Origin of the sequence: Capnocytophaga granulosa ATCC 51502, assembly GCF_000411115.1 — a bacterium.
Taxonomy (GTDB): domain Bacteria; phylum Bacteroidota; class Bacteroidia; order Flavobacteriales; family Flavobacteriaceae; genus Capnocytophaga; species Capnocytophaga granulosa.
Genome location: NZ_KE150256.1, coordinates 215,004 through 240,242, shown reverse-complemented (window position 1 = coordinate 240,242; position 25,239 = coordinate 215,004). Strand labels below are relative to the sequence as shown.

22 protein-coding genes and 1 tRNA gene are annotated in these 25,239 nt (G+C 44.0%); 10 read left to right on the top strand and 13 right to left on the bottom strand.

All coding sequences use genetic code 11. The features are described from left to right. Nucleotides 1-3 precede the first annotated feature (3 nt). The 4 genes from HMPREF9331_RS10010 to HMPREF9331_RS09995 all read left to right on the top strand — a co-directional run bounded on the left by HMPREF9331_RS10010 (nt 4) and on the right by HMPREF9331_RS09995 (nt 5,302). A complete protein-coding gene (locus HMPREF9331_RS10010; protein WP_016420831.1) occupies nt 4-990 on the top strand; it encodes an AAA family ATPase in 987 nt (328 codons plus the stop codon). Next, on the top strand, nt 987-2,309 hold the full coding sequence (locus tag HMPREF9331_RS10005; RefSeq protein ID WP_016420830.1) for a DUF58 domain-containing protein: 1,323 nt from the start codon (nt 987-989) through the stop codon (nt 2,307-2,309). The genes HMPREF9331_RS10010 and HMPREF9331_RS10005 overlap by 4 nt, the downstream gene beginning before the upstream one ends. 94 nt (nt 2,310-2,403) lie before the next feature. Further along, a complete protein-coding gene (locus HMPREF9331_RS10000; protein ID WP_234945878.1) occupies nt 2,404-4,569 on the top strand; it encodes a PepSY domain-containing protein in 2,166 nt (721 codons plus the stop codon). Between the two features lies 1 nt (nt 4,570). Then, entirely contained in the window at nt 4,571-5,302 is a 732-nt protein-coding gene (locus HMPREF9331_RS09995; RefSeq protein ID WP_016420828.1) for a polysaccharide deacetylase family protein, read from the top strand. Between the two features lie 3 nt (nt 5,303-5,305). On the opposite strand, the gene HMPREF9331_RS09990 is transcribed toward HMPREF9331_RS09995, so the two are convergent. The 8 genes from HMPREF9331_RS09990 to HMPREF9331_RS09955 form a co-directional block, all read right to left on the bottom strand. After that, nucleotides 5,306-6,874 carry a DUF4270 domain-containing protein gene (locus HMPREF9331_RS09990; protein ID WP_016420827.1) on the bottom strand — a complete coding sequence of 523 codons (1,569 nt, stop codon included), beginning with the start codon at nt 6,872-6,874 and terminating at the stop codon, nt 5,306-5,308. A gap of 15 nt (nt 6,875-6,889) precedes the next feature. Next, on the bottom strand, nt 6,890-8,161 hold the full coding sequence (locus tag HMPREF9331_RS09985; protein WP_016420826.1) for an adenylosuccinate synthase: 1,272 nt from the start codon (nt 8,159-8,161) through the stop codon (nt 6,890-6,892). Nucleotides 8,162-8,173: 12 nt separating this feature from the next. Then, on the bottom strand, nt 8,174-8,635 hold the full coding sequence (locus tag HMPREF9331_RS09980; RefSeq protein WP_009642261.1) for a Fur family transcriptional regulator: 462 nt from the start codon (nt 8,633-8,635) through the stop codon (nt 8,174-8,176). A gap of 84 nt (nt 8,636-8,719) precedes the next feature. Beyond that, nucleotides 8,720-10,657 (bottom strand): LTA synthase family protein, encoded by a 1,938-nt coding sequence (locus HMPREF9331_RS09975; RefSeq protein ID WP_016420825.1) that lies wholly within the window; start codon nt 10,655-10,657, stop codon nt 8,720-8,722. Nucleotides 10,658-10,744: 87 nt separating this feature from the next. Next, nucleotides 10,745-12,502: a 30S ribosomal protein S1 gene (gene rpsA, locus HMPREF9331_RS09970; protein ID WP_016420824.1), complete on the bottom strand. Its 1,758-nt coding sequence runs from the start codon at nt 12,500-12,502 to the stop codon at nt 10,745-10,747. 305 nt (nt 12,503-12,807) lie between these two features. Beyond that, a tRNA-Arg gene (locus tag HMPREF9331_RS09965) sits at nt 12,808-12,881 on the bottom strand. A 123-nt stretch (nt 12,882-13,004) separates the two neighbouring features. Then, a complete protein-coding gene (gene murA / locus HMPREF9331_RS09960) occupies nt 13,005-14,315 on the bottom strand; it encodes a UDP-N-acetylglucosamine 1-carboxyvinyltransferase (protein WP_016420823.1) in 1,311 nt (436 codons plus the stop codon). A gap of 3 nt (nt 14,316-14,318) precedes the next feature. After that, nucleotides 14,319-14,951 carry a DUF4290 domain-containing protein gene (locus HMPREF9331_RS09955; protein WP_016420822.1) on the bottom strand — a complete coding sequence of 211 codons (633 nt, stop codon included), beginning with the start codon at nt 14,949-14,951 and terminating at the stop codon, nt 14,319-14,321. 113 nt (nt 14,952-15,064) lie between these two features. Between HMPREF9331_RS09955 and tsaE the strand changes: the two genes are divergently transcribed. Continuing rightward, the gene (gene tsaE, locus HMPREF9331_RS09950) at nt 15,065-15,481 is read left to right on the top strand and encodes a tRNA (adenosine(37)-N6)-threonylcarbamoyltransferase complex ATPase subunit type 1 TsaE (RefSeq protein WP_016420821.1); all 417 of its coding nucleotides are present in this window, start codon (nt 15,065-15,067) and stop codon (nt 15,479-15,481) included. Nucleotides 15,482-15,491: 10 nt separating this feature from the next. Next, entirely contained in the window at nt 15,492-15,848 is a 357-nt protein-coding gene (locus HMPREF9331_RS09945) for a hypothetical protein (protein WP_016420820.1), read from the top strand. A gap of 5 nt (nt 15,849-15,853) precedes the next feature. Here the strand turns inward: HMPREF9331_RS09945 and HMPREF9331_RS09940 are convergent, their stop codons facing one another. Next, complete coding sequence (locus HMPREF9331_RS09940) at nt 15,854-16,390, bottom strand: TrmH family RNA methyltransferase (protein ID WP_009642253.1); 537 nt, start codon at nt 16,388-16,390, stop codon at nt 15,854-15,856. 3 nt (nt 16,391-16,393) lie between these two features. After that, nucleotides 16,394-17,338: a mevalonate kinase family protein gene (locus HMPREF9331_RS09935; protein WP_016420819.1), complete on the bottom strand. Its 945-nt coding sequence runs from the start codon at nt 17,336-17,338 to the stop codon at nt 16,394-16,396. 214 nt (nt 17,339-17,552) lie between these two features. Here HMPREF9331_RS09935 and HMPREF9331_RS09930 point away from each other — a divergent pair, with 214 nt between their 5' ends. From HMPREF9331_RS09930 to HMPREF9331_RS09915, 4 genes are all read left to right on the top strand, one after another. Next, entirely contained in the window at nt 17,553-18,896 is a 1,344-nt protein-coding gene (locus HMPREF9331_RS09930; protein ID WP_016420818.1) for a lytic transglycosylase domain-containing protein, read from the top strand. Nucleotides 18,897-18,902: 6 nt separating this feature from the next. After that, nucleotides 18,903-19,898: a PLP-dependent cysteine synthase family protein gene (locus tag HMPREF9331_RS09925; RefSeq protein ID WP_016420817.1), complete on the top strand. Its 996-nt coding sequence runs from the start codon at nt 18,903-18,905 to the stop codon at nt 19,896-19,898. Nucleotides 19,899-19,921: 23 nt separating this feature from the next. Then, a complete protein-coding gene (locus HMPREF9331_RS09920; protein WP_172539823.1) occupies nt 19,922-21,055 on the top strand; it encodes an acyl-CoA dehydrogenase family protein in 1,134 nt (377 codons plus the stop codon). 402 nt (nt 21,056-21,457) lie between these two features. Beyond that, nucleotides 21,458-21,982, top strand: a complete 525-nt coding sequence (locus HMPREF9331_RS09915) for an acyl-CoA thioesterase (protein WP_016420815.1) — start codon at nt 21,458-21,460, stop codon at nt 21,980-21,982. Here the strand turns inward: HMPREF9331_RS09915 and HMPREF9331_RS09910 are convergent. The 3 genes from HMPREF9331_RS09910 to capB all read right to left on the bottom strand — a co-directional run bounded on the left by HMPREF9331_RS09910 (nt 21,976) and on the right by capB (nt 25,170). After that, nucleotides 21,976-23,262: a replication-associated recombination protein A gene (locus HMPREF9331_RS09910; RefSeq protein WP_016420814.1), complete on the bottom strand. Its 1,287-nt coding sequence runs from the start codon at nt 23,260-23,262 to the stop codon at nt 21,976-21,978. The two genes, HMPREF9331_RS09915 and HMPREF9331_RS09910, sit on opposite strands and share 7 nt — an antisense overlap. A gap of 87 nt (nt 23,263-23,349) precedes the next feature. Then, nucleotides 23,350-23,895 (bottom strand): RBBP9/YdeN family alpha/beta hydrolase, encoded by a 546-nt coding sequence (locus tag HMPREF9331_RS09905; RefSeq protein ID WP_009642281.1) that lies wholly within the window; start codon nt 23,893-23,895, stop codon nt 23,350-23,352. Between the two features lie 9 nt (nt 23,896-23,904). Continuing rightward, nucleotides 23,905-25,170, bottom strand: a complete 1,266-nt coding sequence (gene capB / locus HMPREF9331_RS09900) for a cysteate-C-fatty acyltransferase (protein ID WP_016420813.1) — start codon at nt 25,168-25,170, stop codon at nt 23,905-23,907. Nucleotides 25,171-25,239 lie beyond the last annotated feature (69 nt).

The window sequence follows — 25,239 nt, the reverse complement described above, 5'->3', positions numbered from 1 at the left end:
CCTATGGACGAAAATAATAAATTAGAATTTGCCTCTCGCCTTGACCTTGGCCTGTTGCAAAAACAATTGGCTCAGGTGCGCTCCGAGCTTCAGAAGGTCATCGTAGGACAAGAGAAGATGATAGACTACCTACTGGTAGCTCTGCTAAGCAACGGTCATGTACTCTTGGAAGGCGTACCAGGGATAGCCAAGACTATTACGGTAAAGCTCCTTTCCAAGGCCTTGGATATAGGCTTTAGCCGTATACAGTTCACTCCTGATCTTATGCCGTCGGACGTGTTGGGAACTTCCGTATTTGACCTCAAGAAATCAGAATTTGAGTTCAAGAAAGGGCCTATCTTCTCCAACCTGATACTTATTGACGAGATCAACCGAGCTCCCGCCAAGACCCAAGCGGCGCTCTTTGAAGTGATGGAAGAGCGACAAATCACTATAGACGGTTTACGCTTTAAGATGCAGCCCCCTTTCTTGGTGATTGCTACCCAAAATCCAATAGAACAAGAAGGTACCTATCGCCTGCCTGAAGCCCAGCTAGACCGTTTTCTCTTTAAGATTGTGATTGACTACCCTTCGTTGGAAGATGAAATTCAGATTATTACCCGCGAGCATGAGGCCAAGGCACAGGACAAGACCGCTACAGTGAGCAAGGTGCTTTCGGCTGAGGACTTAGTGCGTTATCAGGCTATGGTTAAGAATATACTTGTAGAGCCGCAACTGATAGAATATATAGCCAAAATTACCCAAAACACTCGTGAGAACAGCTTCCTCTACTTAGGGGCTTCTCCACGTGCGTCCTTGGCGATGCTCAATGCTGCTAAAGGCTTTGCAGCCCTTGCAGGGCGAGACTTTGTAACCCCAGAGGATATCAAACAAGCCGCCTATCCCGTACTGGGGCATAGGGTAATCCTTGCCCCTGAAAAGGAAATGGAAGGCATTCGCTCGGAACAGATTATCCAACAAATCATAGAAAGTGTAGCCATACCCCGATGAGAAAAATATACTTACATACAGGCTTTTTCATCTGGTTGCTCTGCCTTATGGGACTCTATACCCTCTCTTTCTTTTGGGTGGGTCTCACTCCCATAGCGCAGGGGGCTCTGTATGTATTTGCTTTGGTGTGTTTTTTGGATTTTCTTCTGGTTTTCACCACTAAAAAAGGGATTGAAGCCCAGCGGGTATTGCCAGAGAGGCTCTCCAATAGCGATGAGAACCTTATAGAGGTACATATCAAGAGTCTCTATCCCTTTCCTATGTATATGCAACTGGTGGATGAGATTCCCTTTCAGTTCCAAAAGCGAGATTTCGAATACACCCTCTACTTCAGGGGAGGGCAAGAGCAGGTATTCCAGTACTACCTGCGCCCTACCGAGCGAGGGGAGTATAGTTTTGGGAAGCTCAATGCCTTTGTCTATACTCCTTTACGGCTGTTTATAAAGCGCTATGTCTCCTGTGAGCATGCTATGGTGGCCACTTATCCGTCCTTTATCCAGATGAAGAAGTTTGAGCTGATTGCATTCTCCCAACGCCTTTTTGACTATGGAATCAAGAAGATACGCAAGATAGGCCACACCATGGAGTTCGAGCATATACGTGACTATGTACAGGGTGATGATATGCGAACAATCAACTGGAAAGCCTCCTCCAAGCGCGCACAGCTGATGGTCAATCAGTACCAAGATGAGAAGGCGCAACATGTATATACCCTTATAGACAAGGGACGCAGTATGTATATGCCCTTTGAAGGGCTTTCGCTCTTGGATTATGCGATTAATACCTCCTTGGCACTGACCAATATCATTCTCAAAAAGCAGGATAAGGCAGGAATTTTCACCTTCTCCCACAAGGTAGAGGATAGGGTAGTGGCCGATCGAAAATCCGACCAAATGCAGCGTATCATGGAAAAGCTCTATCGTATAGAGACAGATTTCAAGGAGACGGATTTCGGTAGGCTCTATTCGGATATCAATACTACCATTAAGCAACGCAGTTTGCTGATGCTCTATACCAATTTTGAGACTCCTAATAGCCTATATCGGCAATTGCCCTTTCTAAAGGCCATAGCCAAAAAGCACCTTTTGGTGGTGATATTTTTCCAAAATACAGAACTGGAACACCTCCTGCATAAGCCTTCCGAGCATATCCAAGAGGTGTATGACAAGGTTATCGCCGAGAAATTTTCCTTTGAGAAACGGCTTATTGTTCAGGAACTGACCCGCCACGGAATTCAGTGCCTACTGACCCCTCCCCAGCAACTCACGCTACAGAGTATCAATAAATATCTGGAGCTTAAAGCAAGGGGAATGATATAAGTGAAGAGTGAAAAGTGAAAAAAAACTCTTCATGCGTTCACTATTCATTTTTCGTTATTCATTATTCATTATTCATTATTCATTATTCACTGAAATGATGCGTTATATCCATTTAACTCTGGCTATTATAGCCTCTTTATTCTTTGCCTTGGCCGCGGTAACAGGGGCTATTATAGGCCTAAATAATATAGACAGACAATATCCCTCCTATAGGGCGGAACATCTTGACCAAATTACTTTAGCTCAATCCATAGCTGGAGTCAAGGAGGCTTATCAGGAAGTTAATTCCCTTACCATAGACCCGCGTGGCTTTGCCGTAATCAAGGCAACAGACAAGGAAGGGAAAGAAGTTAATGCCCATATAGACCCACTCACAGGCAAGGTCTTGGGTAAGGTAGAGGAGCGCTCGGCTTTTGTCAAATTCATGATTTCCCTACATCGCTCTTTGGAGCTAAAGAATGTGGGTCGCATCATTATGGGCTTTATTGCACTTTGCTTGGTCTTTAGTGTGCTTTCAGGGCTTATGCTAATCTTTAAAAAACAAAACGGAGCGAGAAACTTCTTTAAGAAGACGATAAAGGACGGTTTCTCTCGCTATTATCATACTGTTTTGGGTAAGTGGCTACTTATTCCACTGCTTATCTTAGGTCTTACTGGTACTTATCTGGTATATAACCGCTTTTTGGGCGAGAAACCAAAGGAAAAATACGAGGTAGATTACTCTGTAGAAGAATCCTACGATGGGGAAGACCCTATGGAGGTACAGCAAATAGCCGTACTTAACCAAATCACCTTGGACAAGGTGGTGAGTGTAGAGTTCCCTTTTGACACCACTTATGAGGATGCCTATTTGGTAAAGCTCAAGGATAGAGAACTAGTGGTAAGCCAGTTTACAGGTCATGTGCTGAGCGAGGTGGTCTATCCTAAAACTCAGGTTTTTGCCCGCTTTTGTAAGGACTTACATACAGGACGTACCAGCGTATGGTGGGCAGCTATTTTGGTTGTTGCTTGTGTGGGGATGCTCTTTTTCATCTATACAGGTTTTGTCATAACCTTCTCCCGCAAGTCGGTAAAGGTACGCAACACCTGCACTCCCGCCGAGGCGGAATATATCCTACTCTACGGTTCAGAAGGCGGCAATACCCTTTCGGTAGCTCAAAAGGTCTTAGTCCAACTACAAGCCTTGGGAAAGAAAGCCTACTTGGCACCACTCAATAGTTACCAAACCTATCCTAAGGGCAGTCATTTGCTTATATTTACCTCAACCTATGGGGTAGGGAATCCTCCGAGCAATGCCGATCAGTTCCTATCTCTATTGCGTACAACTCCACAAGGAGCTTTGTCTTGTAGTATAGTAGGATTTGGCTCTAAGCTCTATCCTGATTATTGTGCTTTTGCTTTTGCTATAGAGGAAGCACTCAAAGAAACCTCTTGGGCGACTTCTCTGCTACCTGTGCATACGGTCAATGATCAATCCTCGGCGGAGTTTGTAGCATGGGTAGCCGCATGGAATGGGCTGAGTGAACTTGCCTTGGAGACTACTCCGTCCTACTATGAGGGAGAAAGAGCTGCACTGACAAAGATAAAAGTAGTGGAAGCGGCTAAGGAAACAGCTCCTGAGGAGACATTCTCCTTGGTACTACAGACAAAGCGACGTTTTACCTCTGGAGACCTCTTAGCTATCTATCCCGATGGCAAGCAAGAACGCCTTTATTCTATAGGGAAAGTAGGGGGCAAGTTGCAACTAACCGTTAAGCGACATGTACACGGATTAGGCTCAGGCTATCTCTACCAGCTCAAGAAGGGGGAGACTTTCTTAGCGCGAATCGTCCCTAACCCATCTTTCCATTTTCCTAAGAAAGCCAAAAAGGTAGTGCTTGTAGCCAACGGAACAGGGGTAGCACCTTTCTTGGGTATGGCCGACCAAAACAAGCAAACGGAAGTCTATGTATATCTGGGACTAAGACATAATGATGCTACGGCTGCCGAGTATCGTCGCTTCTTTGAAGCACAACAACAGAAAGGAAAGATCAAGCAGTTCTCTCTGATCTACTCACGGGAGACCGATGGAGGCTATGTAACCGACTTGCTTAAGAGAGATGCCACACTACTTACAGAGGTACTAACCAGTGATGGGGTGGTGATGATCTGTGGTTCTTTGGATATGTATAAGGACGTTACCACATGGCTGGGAGAACTCACGCCCTTCTCAGCGGATTATTACAAGGCCAACGGACAACTATTAGCTGATTGTTACTAAAATGACCAAGCATTACTATAACTGCCTACTCTTAGCCCTTGGGATTGGAGTAGGCTCTTGCTATACATGGGGCTGGGGGTATTACCTTGCCTTGGGGTTACTCTTTGTGGGGTTGCTCTCTTGGGGGGTGTTTGATATCCGTTTAGGCTATTTTGTGCCTACTCTTTGTCGTTTGAAAAATAAGCAAAAGCGGCAGGTGGTACTTACCTTTGACGATGGGCCTACGGAGCTAACGCCGCTATTTTTGGACTTACTCAACCGATATGAGGTTAAGGCTATTTTCTTCTGTATAGGCCGACAAATAGCGCAATACCCACAGATAGTCCAGCGAATTAAGGAGGAGGGACACCTGATAGGCAATCATACCTATAGCCATACCCCCAAAAACTGCTTTGCCTCCACGGCTGCTATGACCCAAGAGATACAACAAACCGATGCTCTTTTAGCACAATTGGGGATAGTAACCCCTTATTTCCGTCCTCCTTATGGGGTTACCAATCCACATATAGCCAGCGCTGCGAGGCGTACAGGAAAGAGGGTCATAGGATGGGATATACGTTCACTGGATACGGTTATAAAAGACGAAACTCGGCTCCACAGCCGAGTTGTCTCTAAGTTAACCCAAGGGAATATCATTCTCATGCACGATACTTCTGAGCGTACCCTCCATGTATTGGAGCAGCTTTTGAAATATCTCAAAGCAAATGATTATCAGGTGGTTTTGGATTTGTAATTGTTACTCTGTAAGAGTGTAATATACCATAAGTTTTAGTTTTTTACCTTCAGGAACTTGGCTGCCATTGCCATAAACTACTGTATAGAGCGTGTTTTCAGCATTTCCTAAGACGGTTTTCTTAACCTCATTAGCACTATTCTTATAAGAGATACTTCTCATAGCCGAAATGGTACTCTTAGTGTCTTGGGAGAGGTGAGTGGAGACGGCCAAACCTATCTTCACATTGTCAGAACCATTCTTTACAAGGCTTGTAAGGTGGTCGGTTAGGTAAAAATGATAGTAATAATCTCCCTTATTATCTTTCGTCAGGCGCCCAATAGAGACAATATCGTTGCTGGAGGTATTGCCAGAAATCTCAGCACTATAGTCATATAGAGGCAGGCCTTTGGTAGCATTGTATATGAGTACATAGGGAGGTTGTTGGGTGAGATCTACCTTAGTTTTATCCACATATAAGTACAAATCAGCCTGATTGATGATCGGTTTTTTAGCCTTAAGCATCTGGAAAACAGGGTTGCTCTCAGGTATGGTCAGTTCGGCTACATAGCCCTGTCCGCCCTTGAGGTAGATAGCATCTTGAGAGGGAGAAACCATATTATCGGAAATGGTGTATTGGTTAAAACTGATACCGCCTAAGGAGAGTTCGTAGGACTTCTTCTTGGTATAAGTGTTGTTGTCCTTTTGGAACTGATAGTTATACACTACCTCAATCTTAGCATTTTTCAGATTGATAAGTGCCAATAGTCCAGAGGAGAAGTTGGCCGTAGAAATCACCAAGCCATTGAGAGCTTGGCGGAAGCTGTCGTTACTACTAAGCGAGCTATCACCTTCCTTGTCCAAGAGCAGACTTTGGAAGAGGGTAGGGGAGAGTTCTATACGATAACCAGGAGCAAGGCGGTCTTTCTCCTTAGTTGCCTCATTGGTCTGGGTAGTAGGGTCGTCAAACTGATAGCGTACAATAGGATTGTTGCTGGCTCCCGCTACGGTGACCTCGGCCAAGGTTGCGGCAGTAGGGAATACTTCGTTAGAGTAATATACCTGTGATTCCAGTTGGCTATTGATATCCCTTAGGTGATGGTTGAGTTGTTCGACCTTCATGGTAAAAGACGCCTCTTTTCCCCCATAGATAGAGTCTAGGGTATAAGTTTTGATAGTCTTTTTAGCATCGGAGGGGTCTTGTATATTCTTCTCAGTAGAAAAGAAAGGCAAATAGAGGTACACCTTTTCCACGGTCTCATTCTCATTGTAGGAAGAGGCCTCTTGCTCTTGGGTTTTCTCCCCAAAGGTAGGGTTGGCACTAGAGAGTAAGGCTTGGGTTACCAAGGCCACATTGGTCGTACCGAGACTTCCCTGGGTAAGCTGGCCAAGGATCGGGTTGTTTTGGCTATTGGTCTGTATAGCACTAACTTTTATATTGTTGAACTCCAGTGCAATAGAGTCCTTTTTAGGTGTAAAGAGCGGTGTTCCCAATATGTTCCCCTCTACTTGGCGGATCTCCCCATCAGTATTGCAGGAAGTAGTCAGCACAAGAGCGGTAAGGGATAGGAAAGATAGGTATATATGCTTCATTCTCAGCGGGTTGATTTAGAAAACAATGGTTTGTGTACGGTCAGCCCCTACCGATACTAGGGTAATAGGAACCTCCACTTCCTTCTCGATAAAGCGGATATAGTCCAAGAGTTCTTTAGGGAGGTCATGGGAGTTCTTAAGTGTTGAAAGGTCGGTATTCCAGCCCTTTAGTTCGGTATAGATGGGAGTGATTTCTTCGGTTTCAGTGCCATAAGGGAAGTGCTGAATCACCTCACCCTTGTAGCGATAGGCTGTACATACTTTTAAGGTCTCAAAACCACTGAGGACATCGGCCTTCATCATCATCAGTTGGGTAACACCACTTAGATGAATAGCATAGCGAAGCGCCACTAAGTCCAACCAACCACAACGGCGCTTGCGACCAGTGGTAGCACCTACTTCGCGCCCTATCTGACCGATTTTCTCACCTACTTCGTCAAAGAGTTCGGTAGGGAAAGAGCCGCTACCTACACGGGTAGTATAAGCCTTGAAGATACCCATTACATTCTTAATCTGGTTCGGAGCAATACCCAGCCCAGTACAAGCCCCAGAGGCAGTAGTATTGGAAGAGGTAACAAAGGGATAAGTACCAAAATCTATATCCAGCATAGAGCCTTGTGCCCCCTCGGCTAAGATCTTTTTGCCTTGCTTTTGAGCATGGTAGAAAAAGTCCTCACTATCAATAAAAGTAAGAGACTTGATAAGGTCAATAGCCTCAAAGAACTCTTTTTCGAGCGCAGGAAGGTCATACTCAAGTGTAACCCCATAGAAACCAATCATGGAGAGGTGTTTGTCGGTTAGGTTACGGTAGAGCGAAAGGAAGTCTTTGTTCTCTATATCCCCGATTCTCAAGCCATTACGTCCTGTTTTATCCATATAACAAGGGCCAATCCCCTTCAGGGTAGAGCCGATTTTAGCTTTTCCCTTGGAGAGTTCGGAAGCCTGATCAAGCAGGCGGTGGGTAGGGAGAATCAGGTGCGCCTTGCGAGAGATAAGCAAGCGCTCTTTTATGTTGATACCAAAGGGAGCAAGTGCGTCGATTTCCTTTTTCAAGATGATAGGGTCAATCACGACCCCATTGCCGATGACATTGACCACATTGGGGCGGAAAATGCCAGAGGGGATAGTGTGCAAAACATGCTTAATACCTTCGAACTCAAGGGTATGTCCCGCATTAGGACCTCCTTGGAAACGTGCGATAATATCATATTTGGGCGTAAGGACATCTACAATTTTTCCTTTTCCCTCGTCTCCCCATTGGAGACCGAGTAGTAAATCTACTGCCATTATAAATTGGTTTTAAGCTTCGTTAGTATTTTCTTTTTTATTGCGACGACCATAGAAATAGAGGGAATGGTTGTCAATGGTGATGTCAAAAACCTCCTCTATGGTCTGCTTAATAGCTTGGATACGAGGGTCACAGAACTCCACTACTTCTCCTGTATCGGTAAGGATTACATGGTCGTGCTGGCGGTCGAAATAAGACTTCTCGTAGTGGGCTTGGTTTTGCCCAAATTGGTGGCGACGTACCAGTCCACAATCCAAGAGGATTTCTATGGTGTTGTAGAGGGTGGCACGACTTACTCTATAGTTTTTGTTTTTCATTTTGATATAAAGAGACTCTATATCAAAGTGTTCGTTGCTGTCGTAAATCTCCTGCAAAACGGCATAGCGCTCAGGTGTTTTGCGATGGGCATGTTCCTCTAAATATTTGGTAAAAACTTTTTTAACAATTTCTTGATTTTCTGCACTGGTTCCCATATAAAATACTTATTAGGCGACAAATTTACAAAAATAATTAGATAAGAACAAATAAATACTTTTTATTTTCTAAAGCGTTGATTATCAATTTTTGTTAGGGTCCAATTTGTGATGTATCACCCTATCCATATAATCCTGTACGAAGGCTTGTAGGTCTTTTATGCCCTTTTGTATTTCGGCATTATCCTCTTTGCCCGATAGGTTGTGCTTGAGCGCCTCATCTTCTTTCTTATAAATCCCATTGACTTGGCCATTTTCGTCAAGGATATAGATGTAGTTGCCTTGCTTCATTTGGTACATCAGAGCGTTGGAGATAAAGGCACGGGGGGTCTCATCGGGCTTGTCGGCAAAGACACTACGTCCCCATGAGCGGAAAGGCTTCTGATAGCCCATCAGATCCACTAAAGAGGGGTAGATATCTATCTGCTGGCTAATCTCACTATAACGCTTGGTAGGCACCAAGTCAGGATTAGGACTATAGAACATAATGGCTGCTCCCATATTGGTAATCGCCTGTTTGTAACGCTCGTAATAGGTCTGGTTGGGGTGGTCATTGACAAAAACAAAGATCGTATTCTCAAACCAAGGTTGCTTCTTGGCACAAGCAAAAAACTGCTTGAGCGAATAATCTGTATAGCCAATACACTGGTGAATCTCCAAGGTACCTTTGTCAAATTTTCCCTCGTATTGCTTGGGAATCTGGAAAGGATGATGAGAGGAGAGTGTAAAGATATTGCCTAAGAAAGGCTGTTTTTTCTCCGATAAAGTGCGACACATATACTGGAAGAAAGGTTCGTCCCAGATACCCCAGCGGCCGTCGTCATCGGCATCGTTGTTATACTCTGTCTTTCCATAATAATGATCAAAGCCCAAGATATTGGAAAAACCTAAGAATCCCATAGAGCCATTGGGAGCCGAGTGGAAGAAAGAGGTATCATAGCCCATCTCCTTGGCAATGGAAACCAAAGACTGAGTAGGCTGTTTCACATAAGGGGAAGAGGTATAAGCTACCTGAAAGGAAGGAATACCAGCAAGCATGGAGGACATGCCATGAATAGACTGGCGCCCTGTACAATAGGCATTGTCCAAAACAAAGGAATGCTGGGAGAGCGAATCCAAGAAAGGAGTGTAGGACTTGAAATTGGGGATATCCCCCTTGGTATTCATACAACCCCAATACTCCTTACCGAAACTCTCTAAGATAAAGAGCACTATATTGGGCTTTTGCTTAACCTCACGAGTGTATTGCTTGATTGGTTTAAGGGCTTCGTTGATATAATCCTCGGTTACAAAGTGGTATTCCTTGAATCCCTTGTTCTTTCCTAAGCTGCGGATAAGGCAGAAAGGCGTGTTGAGAATAGCATCGGCTTGGGCAGAGATATTGACATGTCGGCTAGCATCGAGCATATTGATAGGGCGCGTATCGGTAGTGAATCCTCCTCCTCGAATAGCCATCATAATAAGGGTGCCAAAGCCTAAGAAGCAGAGGACGGAGCTGCTGTAGTAGATTTTCTTGCTTGTAATAGGTGCTGGCTGCACCTTTACACGCTTATACAAGAAGATCCAAAGGCCTATTAGGAAGAAAAACCAAAGGAATAAATACCAATAATCGCCTAAGAAAGGAACAATCAGCTTAGCTATATTCTTTTCGTGTTCTATCACAGCAAAAGAAGCGGTAGTAAGTCGTGATTTGCTAAAGGGGTAGTATGCCATATCAATAAAATTGGTGGCATAAGCAATGATATTTGGTATAAAATATACCCAAAAGACTATCTTTTGAAACTTAGGATGCTTATTGTACCACAGCGGGAGCAAACTCAGTAGTATAAAGAGCAAATTCACATACATAATAGCGCAATTATCAAAAGCTAAGCCATAATAAAATAGGTCAAAGCCACGATAATCACTCATGACATCGTGATTGAAATAGATAAATAAGCCACGAGCTATCGCATAGAAGAAATAAATGAGGAAAATGCGATATAAAAATACCAAATATTCGTTGATGCGAACAGACTTCATAAGAAAAGGGATTAAAAAAGTAAAAAAAGGTACTACTTTAGAACAAAGTAGTACCCTAAAACAAAAATTATGAAAAAAACTAAACCACTATTGTTCTTTTTCCATCTTGTCTTTGAGCTCTTGGAGTACGTCCAAGTCCCCTAAAGTAGATTTCTCTACTTGTTGTGCAGGCTGAGCTGCGGCTTCTTTTACATTCTTTTCTTCTTCTTCCTTGAAGATAGCTGTATGAGAAGCTACGACACGCTTGAATTCTTTGCTGAACTCAATGATCTTGAAATCAGCAGTATCTCCCTTGCCTAATTTCTTGCCAGATTCAGTCTCTAAGTGGCGAGAAGGAACGAAAGCAAGAATATCCTCATTGAAAGGAACAGTTGCTCCTTTGTCAGTGATTTTGGAGATAGTACCTTGGTGGATAGTACCTACAGCAAACTCGTTTTCGTATTTGTCCCAAGGATTAGGTTCCAATTGCTTGTGACCAAGAGCGAGCTTACGGGTATTTACATCAAGTTCGAGAACTACTACGTCCATTTTATCTCCTACAGAGCAGAATTCAGATGGATGTTTGATTTTCTTAGTCCAAGAAAGGTCAGAGATATATACCAATCCGTCAATACCTTCTTCCAATTCTACAAATACACCGAAGTTGGTGAAGTTACGTACGGTACCAGTATGCTTAGATCCTACAGGATATTTAGCAGTGATGTCAGTCCAAGGATCGGTAGTAAGTTGTTTGATACCCAAGGACATTTTTCTTTCGTCTCTGTCAAGAGTAAGGATTACAGCTTCTACTTCATCACCTATATTTACGAAGTCCTGAGCAGAACGCAAGTGAGTACTCCAAGACATTTCGGAAACGTGGATAAGACCTTCTACGCCATCGGCTACCTCTACAAAAGCACCGTAGTCAGCGATTACCACTACTTTACCTTTTACTTTATCACCTACTTTAAGGTCATCAGAAAGGGCTTCCCATGGGTGTTTTTGAAGTTGTTTCAATCCTAATTGGATACGAGACTTGTTGTCATCGAAGTCAAGGATAACCACATTGATTTTTTGGTCAAGCTCTAATACTTCGGTAGGGTGGTTGATACGAGACCAAGAAAGGTCGGTAATATGGATAAGTCCGTCTACACCGCCAAGATCAACGAATACTCCGTAAGAAGTGATATTCTTCACAACCCCTTCGAGTACTTGTCCTTTTTCGAGCTGTCCGATGATTTCTCGTTTTTGCTCTTCAATATCCGCTTCGATAAGCGCTTTGTGAGATACCACAACGTTCTTGAACTCATGGTTGATTTTCACAACCTTGAACTCCATAGTCTTATTGACAAATTGGTCGTAGTCGCGGATAGGTTTTACATCGATTTGAGAACCAGGTAAGAAAGCCTCAATACCGAATACATCTACAATCATACCTCCTTTGGTTCTGCATTTTACGAAACCATTTACGATTTCGCCACTTTCAAAGGCAGCATTGACTCTGTCCCATGCTTTGATAGTACGCGCTTTCTTGTGAGAGAGAACGAGTTGTCCAGTTTTGTCTTCACGGATATCAACCAATACCTCTACCTTGTCACCAACCTTTAGGTTAGGGTTGTAGCGGAACTCATTGAGGGAGATTACCCCTTCGCTCTTAGCGTTGATGTCAATGATCGCTTCACGGTCAGTAAGGTGAGTTACAGTACCGATCACAAGCTCATCGGCTTGGGTATCCACGAAGTTTTCTTTAACAAGGCGTTCGAATTCGTCCAATTTGTTTTGGTCTACTTGGTCAATGCCTTGTTCGTACTTAGTCCAGTTGAAGTTATCCAACTGTTCTTGTTGTTCTTTAGTAATTTCAGCCATTGCTGATAAATAAGGATTAGCTATGTAATAGGTCAAGGGCTAAGGAGCTGCAAATCACATAGTTTTAGTGATACATATTTCATTGAAAATCATCTTTCCCTTGCGTAGCTCAAAGATTTTGCAAAAGTACGAATTTATTTTGGAATGACATAGTGTTTCTGAATATTTTTTTACCTCATTATTATAAGGTATTTGTGAAGTTGTAGTACCGGCCCTCAAGTAAGTTTGCCGTTTACCTTGTCGTTTAAAATAGGGGGTAAAAGGCTTATAAAAAATAACGCCCTGACTATCAGGGCGTTGTGTTGTGACCTCGACAGGATTCAAACCTGTAACCTTCTGAGCCGTAATCAGATGCGCTATTCAGTTGCGCCACGAGGCCAATTCTTATTTCGGGTGCAAAGGTACAGCTTTTTTTTGAAATAGCAAGCGATTTTGCGAAATATTTTTTATGTTTTTTACAATTAGCTGATAATTAGTTTGTTGCAAATTAATTTTTTACTGATTATACACGGGTAATCTTAGCGCCAATGGCCTTGAGGCGTTCTTCTATGCGCTCATAACCGCGGTCTATCTGCTCTATGTTGTGGATGGTGGAGGTGCCTTTGGCAGAAAGAGCAGCGATAAGTAGGGCGATTCCTGCACGAATATCGGGAGAGGTCATGGTGGTGGCTCTTAGTCGGGATCTGAAGTCGTTGCCTATCACTACAGCACGGTGAGGATCACAGAGGATAATCTTAGCCCCCATGTCAATGAGCTTATCCACGAAGAACAAGCGGCTCTCAAACATCTTCTGGTGGATGAGCACTTCACCTCGTGCCTGAATAGCAGTTACCAAAATAATACTCAACAGGTCGGGGGTAAAGCCAGGCCAAGGGGCATCATATACGGTAAGGATAGAGCCGTCAATAAAACTCTGGATCTCGTAGCCATTGGTATGAGCAGGGATATAGATATCATCGGCACGGCGCTCTAAGCTGATGCCTAAGCGTTCGAATATGGAAGGGATAAGGCCTAAGTGCTCCCAACCCACATTCTTAATGGTCAGTTCGCTCTTTGTCATAGCGGCCATACCTATCCAGCTACCAATCTCAATCATATCGGGTAGGACACTATGGGTACAGCCACTGAGTTGCTTAACACCATGAATGGTCAGTAGGTTGGAGCCGATGCCCTCTATCTTAGCACCCATGCGCACCAGCATATGGCATACCTGTTGTAGATAGGGTTCGCAAGCGGCATTGTATAGGGTAGTGGTACCCTCGGCTAAGGAAGCTGCCATGATGATATTGGCTGTACCTGTAACAGAGGCCTCATCAAGGAGAATATAGTTGCCTTTCAGACCATTGGGAGCAGAAACAGAGTAATAATGTTCGTGCTCAGAATAGGTAAAGGTAGCCCCTAGTTTCACAAAACCATCAAAGTGGGTATCCAAGCGACGACGACCGATTTTGTCACCTCCGGGCTTGGGAATACCCCCATAGCCAAAGCGTGCTAAGAGCGGTCCTAGAATCAGGATAGAGCCACGTAGGCTTTGGCTTTGTTTGGCAAATTCTGGGCTGGATAGGTAGTCCATATTGATATCATCGGCCTGAAAGGTATAGGAGCCTTTGGCCAATTTCTGAATCTTCACACCTAGGTTCTCCAATAGTTGGATGAGTTTGTTCACATCCAGTATATCAGGAAGGTTGTGAATGGTTACCTTTTCATCGGTCAGTAGTACTAGGCAGAGCACCTGTAAGGCCTCATTCTTTGCGCCTTGTGGAGTAATCTCTCCATGCAGGGGGTGTCCCCCCTCTATTTTAAAACTTTCCATGGCTTATTTCTTTTTTCCCTTGGGATAAGTGTTTTTCTTAGCCGCAATAGGGAGGTTGTTTTTCTTTTGGTAATGGGTAGGTTTGGAATTGAGATTTTCTCGTGTACTTCCTAAGTCTATCTTTCCATCGCTTAGCTCATAGAGGTGGTCAAAGATGATCGTATCCTCTACGTCTTCTTTATTCCAAGTAAGGAAGCACTTTTTCATATGGTTGGCGATAGAGAATTTCAAGGCTGTTTTCAGGTCACCCTCTTCCCACTGATTACATATCTGAATCATTTTCAGTATGTTGTTCCCGTAAAAACGATATTTGAGACGGTGCTGAGGGAGAGCCAATTGCTCAGGTTTTGGGGTGGTAGATTCACGCGTAGGCCGCTCGAAGGGGGAATCTACATCTATCTGGAAATCAGACATTTTGAAAAGCTGATCCCAGAGTTTGTGTTGGAAATCAGGCACGTCTCTCAAGTGAGGGTTCATGTTGCCCATCACGGCGATGATGGCCTTGGCAGTGTTGTTGCGCTCAGTACGGTCGGCTATTTTCACGGCCTTTTCTACCATCTTCTGTATATGTCTCCCATACTCAGGGATGATAAGCTCATTGCGCTCGGTGTTGTACTCTAATAAATTTTGTTCCATACTACTTAATTAATGACTAATGACAAGAGACAAATAACTGATAACGAATATTTATCATTAGTCGTTTGTCGTTTGTCATTATTTTTGTATTTTTGCCTTTGTAAATCACAGATATGCAATACACACTCTCTCAGATAGATAGCATAGCAGATACCTTTGTAAAAGAGGTACTCCCTCACTCACAGAAGGTGTTACTATTCCAAGGGGCTATGGGAGCAGGTAAAACGACCTTTATCAAGGCGCTATGCCGAAGCCTAGGGGTTGGTGATCGAGTGAGCAGTCCTACCTTTTCCTTAGTCAATGAATATCAAGCCCATGAAGGGAAAGTCTTTCACTTTGATCTCTATCGTATAGAAGAGGAGCAGGAAGCACTTGACTTTGGGATAGAGGAGTATTGGGACTTAGGGGCTTGGTGCTTTGTCGAATGGGCGGAGCGTATTCCCTCATTACTTCCCTTACACTATACGGAGGTACAACTCACAGTGATAGATGAAACTACCCGTAGTCTTACGGTGGTACAGCATAATTAATGAACGTTATATGAATCTACTCAGGCGCTTTCTTTTTTTCTTTTTTGGCCTTGCTATAGGCAGTGTTTTTGTGATGTTCTTCTTTCAGCGCAAGGGGACAGAGTTCTGCTATTTGCCCAACTGTAGGGTACTGAAAGACTTGCGCTCTAAACCCTTGACGCTTGCCGAATCCTTGAAGGATTACTCGTTGGAGCAACTCACACCTCTTTTTCACGATGGAGATATAGACTTCTCCCGTAGTGATACCCATTCGGCCTGTCGTACCTATATTATAAAAGGTGAAGACACCGCACATACACCTATGGAAATTACCGTGCAGAGTTGTGCTAAAAAAGCAACCATAACAGCAATTAAGCCTTTGCAATAAGAGCCTTAGGCCATTTCTCGTATCTTATGCCCTATCTCCCATAGGACAATACCTACACTTACGGCAATATTGAGCGAATGCTTGGTACCGTATTGGGGTATTTCTATGGCATGTTTGCTCAGGGATACCGCTTCTTGTTGTACGCCATCTACTTCATTACCAAATATAAGAGCATATTGTACCCCCTTTTCTGGGACAAAGCATTCTAAGGAGGTGGCTCCTTCTATCTGTTCTATGGCTATGGTCTGTACCTGCTGAGAGTGTAAGTCAGCGAGTAAGGCACATACATCGGGGGCGTATTCCCATGCCACACTCTCGGTTGCTCCCAAGGCGGTTTTGTGTATCTCCTTATGAGGCGGACAGGCAGTGATACCACAGAGGTAGATCTTCTCTATCCTGAAGGCATCAGCAGTGCGAAATACAGAGCCTACATTGTTGAGACTGCGAACGTTGTCCAAGATTACAATCACAGGAATCTTCTCGGCCTCTTTGTAGGCTTGTACACTTAGGCGGTGTAGTTCTTCATTGGCTAATTTTCTCATGCCTTAAAAACGATATACCAATTCCAATTTGTGGTCATTGAGAGCCTTCTTAGCACGCTCATAGTCAGGGGTAAAGCCCAATATATAGCCCCCCCCTCCAGAGCCACATAGCTTTAGGTAGTAATCACCAGAATCTATGCCCTGTTGCCAAAGGCTATGGAACTGCTTGGGGATCATGGGTTTAAAGTGGTTGAGGACGACGCGTGAGAGTTTTTTCACATTGACAATCAGTGTTTTGAAGTTACCTTGTAGGAAATTCTCGATGCATTCGTCGGTATATTTAGCAAATTGTGTTTTGAGCATATTGCGAAAGCCCTCATTTTTCATCTTTTCCATGAAAATCTCAACCATAGGAGCTGTCTCTCCTATCATACCGCTATCCAAAAGGAATACGGCTCCTTTGCCTTCTTCCAAGGGGGAAGGAATCCCTGTAGTCTCAATCATAGAAGAGGAGTTGATGAGAATGGGGATACTCAAGTAACTATTGAGAGGGTCTAAGCCAGAGGATTTTCCATGGAAGAAAGATTCCATAAGAGAGAAAATCTCCTTGAGTTTCAATAATTTTTCTCTGTTAAGAGAGGAAGACGTTGCTATCTTGTCTATCGCATAGGTATCATAAAGGGCGGCCACAAGGGCACCGCTACTGCCTACTCCATAACCTTGTGGAATACTGCTGTCAAAGTACATACCCTCGGCTATATCCTGCTGCATACGCTCTAAATCAAATCGTACAGGAGTGTCTTCTCGCTGAGAGATTTCCTTGAGATAATCAAAATATTGGCTCAAAGAAAGGTTGGATTGTCGCTCTACCTCACCCATATCGCTGGGGGAGGTTTTCTTTAGCGTACCATTGTAGGAGTTGTAGGGAATGGCCAATCCCTTGGAATCCTTGATAATGCCATACTCTCCAAAGAGGAGTATTTTTGAATAGAAGAGCGTTGAATTCATTGAGTTAAAAAATACGGCTTTCGGAGGGCAAAGATACAAAAAAATTAATTAGCAAATGCGTTAATTGGCAAATTTGTTAATTTAATTTGTCAAAGATTCAATGAGCAAATTTGCTAACTTACCCATTGACAAATTAAAAAAATGTTTTCCTTTGGGTATTTGATATTATTTTTTTGTATCTTTGCCCCTTGTAACACCTGACTAAATATTTTCCATGAAAAAAATACAACTATTAGCCCTCGTATGCCTTTCTTATATGGGGGATACCCAGGCGAGACATGTCATAGATAGTATAAAACCTCAAAAGTCTATTTCCCAACGCGTAGCACCGCCCGATAGCCTTTCGGTGAATACGCCATTGCGAGAGGGGCTGCTGCAACTCAGGGACGATAACAAAGTCCTGAAGTATGATAAGAAATGGTTAGACGAACTCTCCAATCGTTCACTCTTTCCCCTTATGCAGAGTGATGTGGAGAGTACCCCAACGGGGACAGTCTCCTATGATGAACTACCTACTGAAGTACTCAAAGAACGTTTGGCACGCTTAGACCAAAAAACTCCCTTTCATATAGAATACAATCCGATTTTAGAGAATGTGATTAAGAATTTTCTCAAAAATCGCCGCTCTTCTCTGCAACGATTGATGAACATCAGTCAGTACTACTTTCCCTTATTTGAGAGAGAACTCATCAAAAACCAAGTACCTAAAGAAATCAAATACTTAGCTATAGTAGAATCGGCACTGAACCCTAAGGCTACCTCACGTATGGGAGCCAAAGGATTGTGGCAATTCATGTACTACACAGGCAAGATTTACAATCTTGAGGTAAATAACTATGTAGATGAGCGCTCAGACCCCGAACGCTCTACCCAAGCGGCAGCAGAGTACCTTAAGAAACTCTATAGTGTGTTCAACGATTGGGATTTGGTACTTGCCGCCTACAACTCAGGCCCTGGCAATGTAACCAAAGCTATGCGTCGCTCTGGAGGAAAAACTAACTACTGGAATCTGCGCCCTTATCTGCCTAATGAGACAGCGGGTTATGTGCCTGCTTTCTTGGCTACGCTCTATATCTTCGAATATGCCAAAGAACATGGTTTTCAGGTAGAAAAACGCGAAAAAGTATTCTTTGAGACCGATACAGTACAGGTAAAACGCAATATTTCTTTCAAGGATGTAGGTGAAGTAGTGGGGATGACAGAGCAAGAAATAGAGTTCTTCAACCCTTCTTATTCGCTAAATATCGTTCCTTATATAGAAGGAAAGAACTACGGCTTGCGCTTGCCTGTGGAGGCTATAGGCAAGTTTGTCAATAATGAAGATATCATCTATGCCTATCTAGATCAAGAGGCTTCCAAGCGTGAGAAACCGCTTCCTGAAGTGGTATCCGCCGCTCAAGCAAAAGCAAATAATAAGATAACGCATAAAGTGAAGAAAGGGGAGACCCTCGGCCGTATTGCCTCCCGCTATGGAGTAACAGTCAATCAGCTGAAAAAATGGAATAAGATCCGGGGCAATAGTGTCAAAACAGGCCAGCGTATAGTGATTCACCGATAATAAGGTATGAAAAAAATACAATATATAGAAAATATACTTGACCTTGTGGGGCATACCCCCTTGGTCTCTCTTGAGAAGATAGCTGCACCTATGCAAGGACGCTTTTTTGCTAAGGTAGAAGCCTTCAACCCAGGGCATTCGGCCAAAGACCGTACAGCCCTACATATCATAAAAGATGCAGAGGAAAAAGGCTTACTCTCTCCTGGGGGAGTGATCGTAGAGACAACCTCTGGTAATACAGGCTATAGCTTGGCCATGATTGCGGCCATTCGTGGTTATCGCTGTATACTGGCCGTAACGGATAAGTCCTCACAGGACAAGATAGATATGCTACGTGCCCTTGGAGCCGAGGTACATGTATGCCCTGCTTCGGTAGCGGCTGATGATCCACGTTCTTATTATGAAGTAGCCAAGCGTATCCACAAGGAAACGCCTAATTCTATCTATATCAATCAGTATTTCAATCCGCTGAATACCGAGGCTCACTACCTAAGTACAGGAAGGGAGATTTGGGAACAGACCGCAGGGGAGATTACACACTTGGTAGCATGTAGTGGTACAGGAGGTACCATCTCAGGAATAGCGCGCTATCTTAAGGAGCAAAATCCAAAGGTACAAGTCATAGGAGTGGATGCCGATGGCTCGCTCATCAAAAAATACTTTGATACAGGAGAGATAGACAAGGGAGAACTACACCCTTATTATATAGAGGGCTTGGGTAAGAATATGATTCCAGGGGCATTGGATACCAGTGTTATAGATACCTTTATCAAGGTCAATGACAAGGAAAGTGCCTTGGCTGCACGTGAGATTAGCCGTAGGACAGGAATCTTCTGTGGGTATACCTCTGGATCGGCTTGGGTTGCTACCCAAAAATATAACCAAGACAGCCCTTTCTCCCCTGAGAGTGTAGTGGTAGTTGTCTTCCCTGACCATGGTTCTCGCTATATGAACAAGATCTATAGTGACAAGTGGCTCAAGGAAAAGCTCGATATTAATTAATCAATTTTTATATTATGACCATGATGAACTTCTCTTATGCTAAAGAATTAGAGATGATCACGCAAACGGCTGCGGCCTTTGCCAAACAATATATATTGCCTTACCGTAGTGAGTGGGACAAAACCCAAGAGTTTCCAGTGGAGGTTTTCCGCAAGGCAGGCGAATTGGGTTTCATGGGGATTCTTGTCCCTGAACAGTACGGTGGCTCAGGCTTGGGCTACCACGAATATATAACCATAGTAGATGAAATCTCCCAAGTGGATCCCGCCATAGGGCTTTCTATAGCCGCACATAATTCCTTGTGTGTGAATCATATACTTACCTTTGCCAACGAGAAACAAAAACAACGCTGGCTTCCCAAGCTCGCCACAGGAGAGCATATAGGGGCATGGGGGATTACCGAACACAATACAGGTTCTGATGCGGGAGGTATGCTCACTACGGCCGTTAAGGACGGTGCAGAATGGGTACTTAATGGAACGAAAAACTTTATCACTCATGCCATTTCAGCCAATGTAGTGGTGGTTATCGCTCGTACAGGAGAGAAGGGGGACAAACATGGGATGACAGCTTTCGTAGTAGAGAGAGGTACCCCAGGCTTTACCAATGGGAAGAAAATAGACAAGATGGGGATGCGTGCCAGCGAGACTGCGGAGCTTGTGTTCCAAGATTGCCGTATTCCTGACGAAAACCGCTTAGGAGAAGTAGGAGAGGGCTTTATTCAAGCAATGAAAATACTTGACGGAGGACGTATCTCTATCGGGGCGCTTTCTTTAGGAACGGCTAAAGGGGCGGTAAAGGCAGCCATACAGTATGCCAAGGAGCGCACCCAGTTTGGCAAGCCGATTATTGCTTTCCAAGCGATTGGCTTTAAGCTCGCGGAACTCTCCACGGAGATAGAAGCGGCGGAGCTCATGCTACATAAGGCAGCACATCTGAAACAAACCCATCAGCCTGTTACCCAGCAAGCAGCCATGGCCAAGCTCTATGCTTCTGAACTCTGTGTAAAGGCGGGCAACGAAGCTATACAAATACATGGAGGTTATGGCTACACAACCGACTATCCTGTAGAGAAATTCTACCGTGATGCGAAACTATGTACCATAGGCGAGGGTACTTCTGAGATCCTTAAACTCGTGATTAGTAGAAAACTGTAATTAATGATTAATGCCACTAATGATTAATGTCACTAATGATTAATGTCACTAATGATTAATGCCAGTAGTAATTAATCATTAATTTAAGTTTCGCAAGTTCTGTAACTTATTGATATTCAAAACCTCCCCCTACCCCCTCCAAAGGGGGAATAAGATAGTTTATGATTCTCAAGGAGTTATAGAAAGGACATTTTCCAGATTGATAGACTATTTTTATCTTTTTCAATGAATTTATTCCCCCTCTCGGAGGGGGCAAGGGGGAGGTTTTCTTTGCAATATATTGATTATTAATCAATTATAAACCTAATTATAACCTAAAAATGACTTGCGAAACTTAAATCATTAACCATTAATCATTAACCATTAACCATTAGCCATTGATTACTAACAACTTATAATAATATGAAAGCAAAGACTGTAGCAGCGTCTCGTTCGGTGTCTACCGACTTGGTATTACCCAATGAGACCAACCATTATGGTAATATGTTTGGGGGGGAACTTTTGGCACGTATGGACAGAGTAGGTACTATAGCCGCTGTACGCCATTCGGGCTGTGTAGTCGTAACGGCCGCGGTCAATTCCGTTTCTTTCAATAAAATCATTCCTCAGGGTAGCATGGTTACGGTAGAGGCTTCCCTTTCCCGCGCTTTTACCTCGTCCATGGAGGTGTATATAGATGTCTGGGTGGAGGACTCCGTCAGTGGGGAGCGTGTCAAGTCCAATGAGGCTATCTATACCTTTGTTGCCCTCAACGCAGAAGGCAAACCCGTGGCTGTACCAGAGGTAATACCAGAGACACCTTTGGAGAAAGAGCGCTATGAGGGTGCCCTTAGGCGTAAGCAATTGAGCCTTGTGCTAGCAGGACGTATCAAGCCACACGATGCCACAGAACTCCAAGCACTTTTCCAAGAATTAGAGAATCAATAACCATAGCGATCGCCCCATAAGGATTTTAAATAAGCCTTTAGGGCGTTTTCTTTGGGGTTATCACAAGGTTCGTATAGGGTCATACCCTGGAGCGCGTCGGGCATAAAGTCTTGGAAAACAAAGTTATAAGGGTAGTCGTGGGCATACTTGTAGTCTTTGCCATAGGATAGCTCTTTCATCAGTGTAGTGGGAGCATTGCGCAGGTGTAAGGGCACAGGTAGGTTGCCTTGCTGCTTGACTAATTGTTGCGCCTTGCCAATAGCCTTATAGGAAGCATTACTCTTAGGCGATGAGGCCAAGTAGATGGCACATTGGCTTAGAATAATCCGAGATTCAGGATAGCCAATGACAGTTACCGCTTGGAACGTATTATTGGCCAAAACCAGCGCCATAGGGTTGGCATTGCCTATGTCCTCACTGGCCAAGATAAGCATACGCCTTGCGATGAACTTGACGTCTTCTCCGCCCTCGATCATACGGGCAAGCCAATAAACGGCTGCATTGGGATCGCTACCCCGTATGGACTTAATAAAGGCTGAGATAATGTCGTAATGTTGCTCGCCTGTTTTGTCATAGAGTACCGTGTTCTGCTGTACAATCTCCAAAACCTTGTCGTTGGTAATAACGATTTCTTCTCCCTGGGCAAAAGTGTTGACAATCAGCTCGAAAGTATTGAGTAATTTGCGTCCATCACCATCGGAAAGCCTTAGCAGCGCTTCGGTTTCTTTGAGGGTGATGTGTTTTTGTTTTAGTTCTACATCCTGCTTTATAGCGCGATCGAGCAGCGCCAAGAGGTCTTCTTTCTCAAAAGGCTTGAGGGTATATACCTGACAGCGGGACAGCAGTGCAGGAATCACTTCAAAACTAGGGTTTTCCGTTGTAGCCCCAATAAGGGTTACCCAGCCCCGCTCTACTGCCTCCAAAAGAGAATCCTGTTGGGTCTTGTTGAACCTATGAATTTCATCAATGAAGATGATGGGGTTGCGAGCGGTGAAAAGGCCTTGTTCACGCTTGGATTTCTCTATAATATCCCTAACCTCCTTGATTCCACTACTGATAGCACTAAGAGAGAAAAAAGCACGCTGGCTCTCCTTGGCAATGATGTAAGCCAAGGTAGTCTTTCCGGTGCCAGGAGGCCCCCAGAAGATGAGCGAAGGGGTAATTCCCTTTTCTATTTGCATGCGTAGAGCACCTTTCTCTCCTACAAGGTGAGATTGGCTGATATAATCGGCAAGGCGTACAGGACGCATACGCTCGGCAAGTGGGCGAGAGTCAAACATCTAATTTAGAGTAAAAGATAAAAAGTAAAAGGTAATAGGTAAAACTTATAAGAGCATTTTACCTATTACCTTTTTACTCATTTAAAATTATTTTTTAAAAATTTCTTCTACCTTGTGCAGTAGGGCAGGGAAGGTATGGAAACCGTCCTCTTCCTTGAAGTGCCCTCCGTGAGGGTAGCGTATCAGTACACTATCCAAATGGCGGGAGAGGTCATCTATCATCTGGTAAGGAACGCTTTGGTCATCCAAGGCAGCAAATACATAGGAGTTTTCCAGTGGTGCGATAGAGGGCTGTGCCTTGTATAGTGTGATGAAGGGGTCAAGCTGTGGCAAGCGCTTGAGCGGCTCATCAAAGCCTGATACCAAGATCGTACCTAAGGCCTTAGCACCTGTGTTGGCCAAGTAGGTGAGTACGGAGACACACCCTACACTATGGCCTATGAGTACCGTTTGGTCATCCATATGAATTTCCTTCTTGAGGAACTCCAACCACTCCTCAGCCTTGGGGGCAGTAGGGTTGGGCATTGGCAAGCAAAAACAAGAGATATTTCTCTTGGCTAATTCTCCCACAAGATAAGCAAACCAGTGCTTATCCAAAGCGGAATTAAGTCCGTGTACTATGTAAACTTTCATGATATATGGTTATTTTTCGTCACCCATTTCTGCTTCAAGAGCAGCATTTTGAGCGCGATATACCCCTCCTTCGAGCTTGCTTCGGATGGCTGAGAAAGCCTCCAGCGTACGCTCTATATCCTCCATGGAGTGGGAGGCAGTAGGGATAATGCGCAAGAGTATCATACCCTTAGGAATTACAGGATAGACCACTATGGAGAGGAATATACCGTAATGTTCGCGTAAGTCATTGACCATAGCCATAGCTTCAGGGATACTTCCTTCTAGGAAGACAGGGGTTACACAGGTGTTGGTGCTACCTATGTTGAACCCTCTGGAGCAAAGGCCATTCTGTAGGGCATGTACATTGTCCCAGAGTTTTTTTCTTAGCTCTGGCATGTTCTGTAACATCTCCAAGCGCTTGAGACCTCCTTTGACAAAGATCATAGGGAGGGATTTGGCAAACATCTGGGAGCGTAGGTTGTACTTGAGGTATTCTATGATCTCCTTATCACCAGCTACAAAGGCACCGATGCCAGCCATGGATTTGGCAAAGGTGGAGAAGTATAGGTCTATCTGGTCTTGTACACCTTGTTCTTCGCCAGTACCAGCACCTGTCTTACCAAGCATACCAAAGCCGTGGGCATCATCTACCAATAAGCGGAACCCATATTGCTCTTTGTAGGCGAGGATTTCCTTGAGCTTACCTTGCTGGCCGCGCATACCGAATACGCCTTCGGTGATGACCAAAATACCTCCGCCAGTGGTTTCCGCCAGACGCTTGGCACGTTCTATATTCTTAGCAAAACTCTCTATATCATTGTGTTGGTAAGTGAATCGCTTTCCAAAGTGTAGGCGTACCCCATCAATGATACAAGCATGGCAATCGGCATCATATACAATAATATCATTTTTGGTAACCAAAGCGTCAATGATAGAAACCATTCCTTGATAACCGAAATTAAGTAGGTAAGCTGCCTCTTTGTGGACAAACTTGGCCAAGCGTTGTTCCAATTCCTCATGTAGGGTGGTGTGCCCACTCATCATACGGGCGCCCATAGGATAAGCTGCCCCATACTCAGCCGCAGCATCGGCATCGGCCTTGCGTACCTCAGGATGGTTGGCCAGCCCCAAATAATCATTAATGCTCCAGTTGAGCACTTCCTTCCCTTGGAATTTCATATGAGGGCCAAGAGCACCTTCTAATTTTGGGAAAACATAATAACCTTCAGCATGCGAAGCCCAGCGGCCTATATTGCCTTTGTTGGTCTTTATGTGATCAAATAAATCCTTCATTTTTTTAGTTCTTAAAGACGGTACAAAAATACGCAATTATTTTGGGTTAATATACTTTTTTTGAAAAAA

Excerpts from the sequence above, each read along its gene's own strand:
- tsaE (WP_016420821.1), top strand. The coding sequence starts at position 15,065 with ATGCAATACACACTCTCTCAGATAGATAGCATAGCAGATACCTTTGTA.
- capB (WP_016420813.1), bottom strand. The coding sequence starts at position 25,170 with ATGAAGGATTTATTTGATCACATAAAGACCAACAAAGGCAATATAGGC.
- HMPREF9331_RS09985 (WP_016420826.1), bottom strand. The coding sequence starts at position 8,161 with ATGGCAGTAGATTTACTACTCGGTCTCCAATGGGGAGACGAGGGAAAA.
- HMPREF9331_RS09940 (WP_009642253.1), bottom strand. The coding sequence starts at position 16,390 with ATGAGAAAATTAGCCAATGAAGAACTACACCGCCTAAGTGTACAAGCC.
- HMPREF9331_RS09990 (WP_016420827.1), bottom strand. The coding sequence starts at position 6,874 with ATGAAGCATATATACCTATCTTTCCTATCCCTTACCGCTCTTGTGCTG.
- HMPREF9331_RS09975 (WP_016420825.1), bottom strand. The coding sequence starts at position 10,657 with ATGAAGTCTGTTCGCATCAACGAATATTTGGTATTTTTATATCGCATT.
- HMPREF9331_RS09915 (WP_016420815.1), top strand. The coding sequence starts at position 21,458 with ATGAAAGCAAAGACTGTAGCAGCGTCTCGTTCGGTGTCTACCGACTTG.
- HMPREF9331_RS09905 (WP_009642281.1), bottom strand. The coding sequence starts at position 23,895 with ATGAAAGTTTACATAGTACACGGACTTAATTCCGCTTTGGATAAGCAC.
- HMPREF9331_RS09930 (WP_016420818.1), top strand. The coding sequence starts at position 17,553 with ATGAAAAAAATACAACTATTAGCCCTCGTATGCCTTTCTTATATGGGG.
- HMPREF9331_RS10000 (WP_234945878.1), top strand. The coding sequence starts at position 2,404 with ATGATGCGTTATATCCATTTAACTCTGGCTATTATAGCCTCTTTATTC.
- HMPREF9331_RS10010 (WP_016420831.1), top strand. The coding sequence starts at position 4 with ATGGACGAAAATAATAAATTAGAATTTGCCTCTCGCCTTGACCTTGGC.
- HMPREF9331_RS09945 (WP_016420820.1), top strand. The coding sequence starts at position 15,492 with ATGAATCTACTCAGGCGCTTTCTTTTTTTCTTTTTTGGCCTTGCTATA.
- HMPREF9331_RS10005 (WP_016420830.1), top strand. The coding sequence starts at position 987 with ATGAGAAAAATATACTTACATACAGGCTTTTTCATCTGGTTGCTCTGC.
- HMPREF9331_RS09925 (WP_016420817.1), top strand. The coding sequence starts at position 18,903 with ATGAAAAAAATACAATATATAGAAAATATACTTGACCTTGTGGGGCAT.
- murA (WP_016420823.1), bottom strand. The coding sequence starts at position 14,315 with ATGGAAAGTTTTAAAATAGAGGGGGGACACCCCCTGCATGGAGAGATT.
- HMPREF9331_RS09980 (WP_009642261.1), bottom strand. The coding sequence starts at position 8,635 with ATGGGAACCAGTGCAGAAAATCAAGAAATTGTTAAAAAAGTTTTTACC.
- rpsA (WP_016420824.1), bottom strand. The coding sequence starts at position 12,502 with ATGGCTGAAATTACTAAAGAACAACAAGAACAGTTGGATAACTTCAAC.
- HMPREF9331_RS09955 (WP_016420822.1), bottom strand. The coding sequence starts at position 14,951 with ATGGAACAAAATTTATTAGAGTACAACACCGAGCGCAATGAGCTTATC.
- HMPREF9331_RS09995 (WP_016420828.1), top strand. The coding sequence starts at position 4,571 with ATGACCAAGCATTACTATAACTGCCTACTCTTAGCCCTTGGGATTGGA.
- HMPREF9331_RS09910 (WP_016420814.1), bottom strand. The coding sequence starts at position 23,262 with ATGTTTGACTCTCGCCCACTTGCCGAGCGTATGCGTCCTGTACGCCTT.
- HMPREF9331_RS09920 (WP_172539823.1), top strand. The coding sequence starts at position 19,922 with ATGAACTTCTCTTATGCTAAAGAATTAGAGATGATCACGCAAACGGCT.
- HMPREF9331_RS09935 (WP_016420819.1), bottom strand. The coding sequence starts at position 17,338 with ATGAATTCAACGCTCTTCTATTCAAAAATACTCCTCTTTGGAGAGTAT.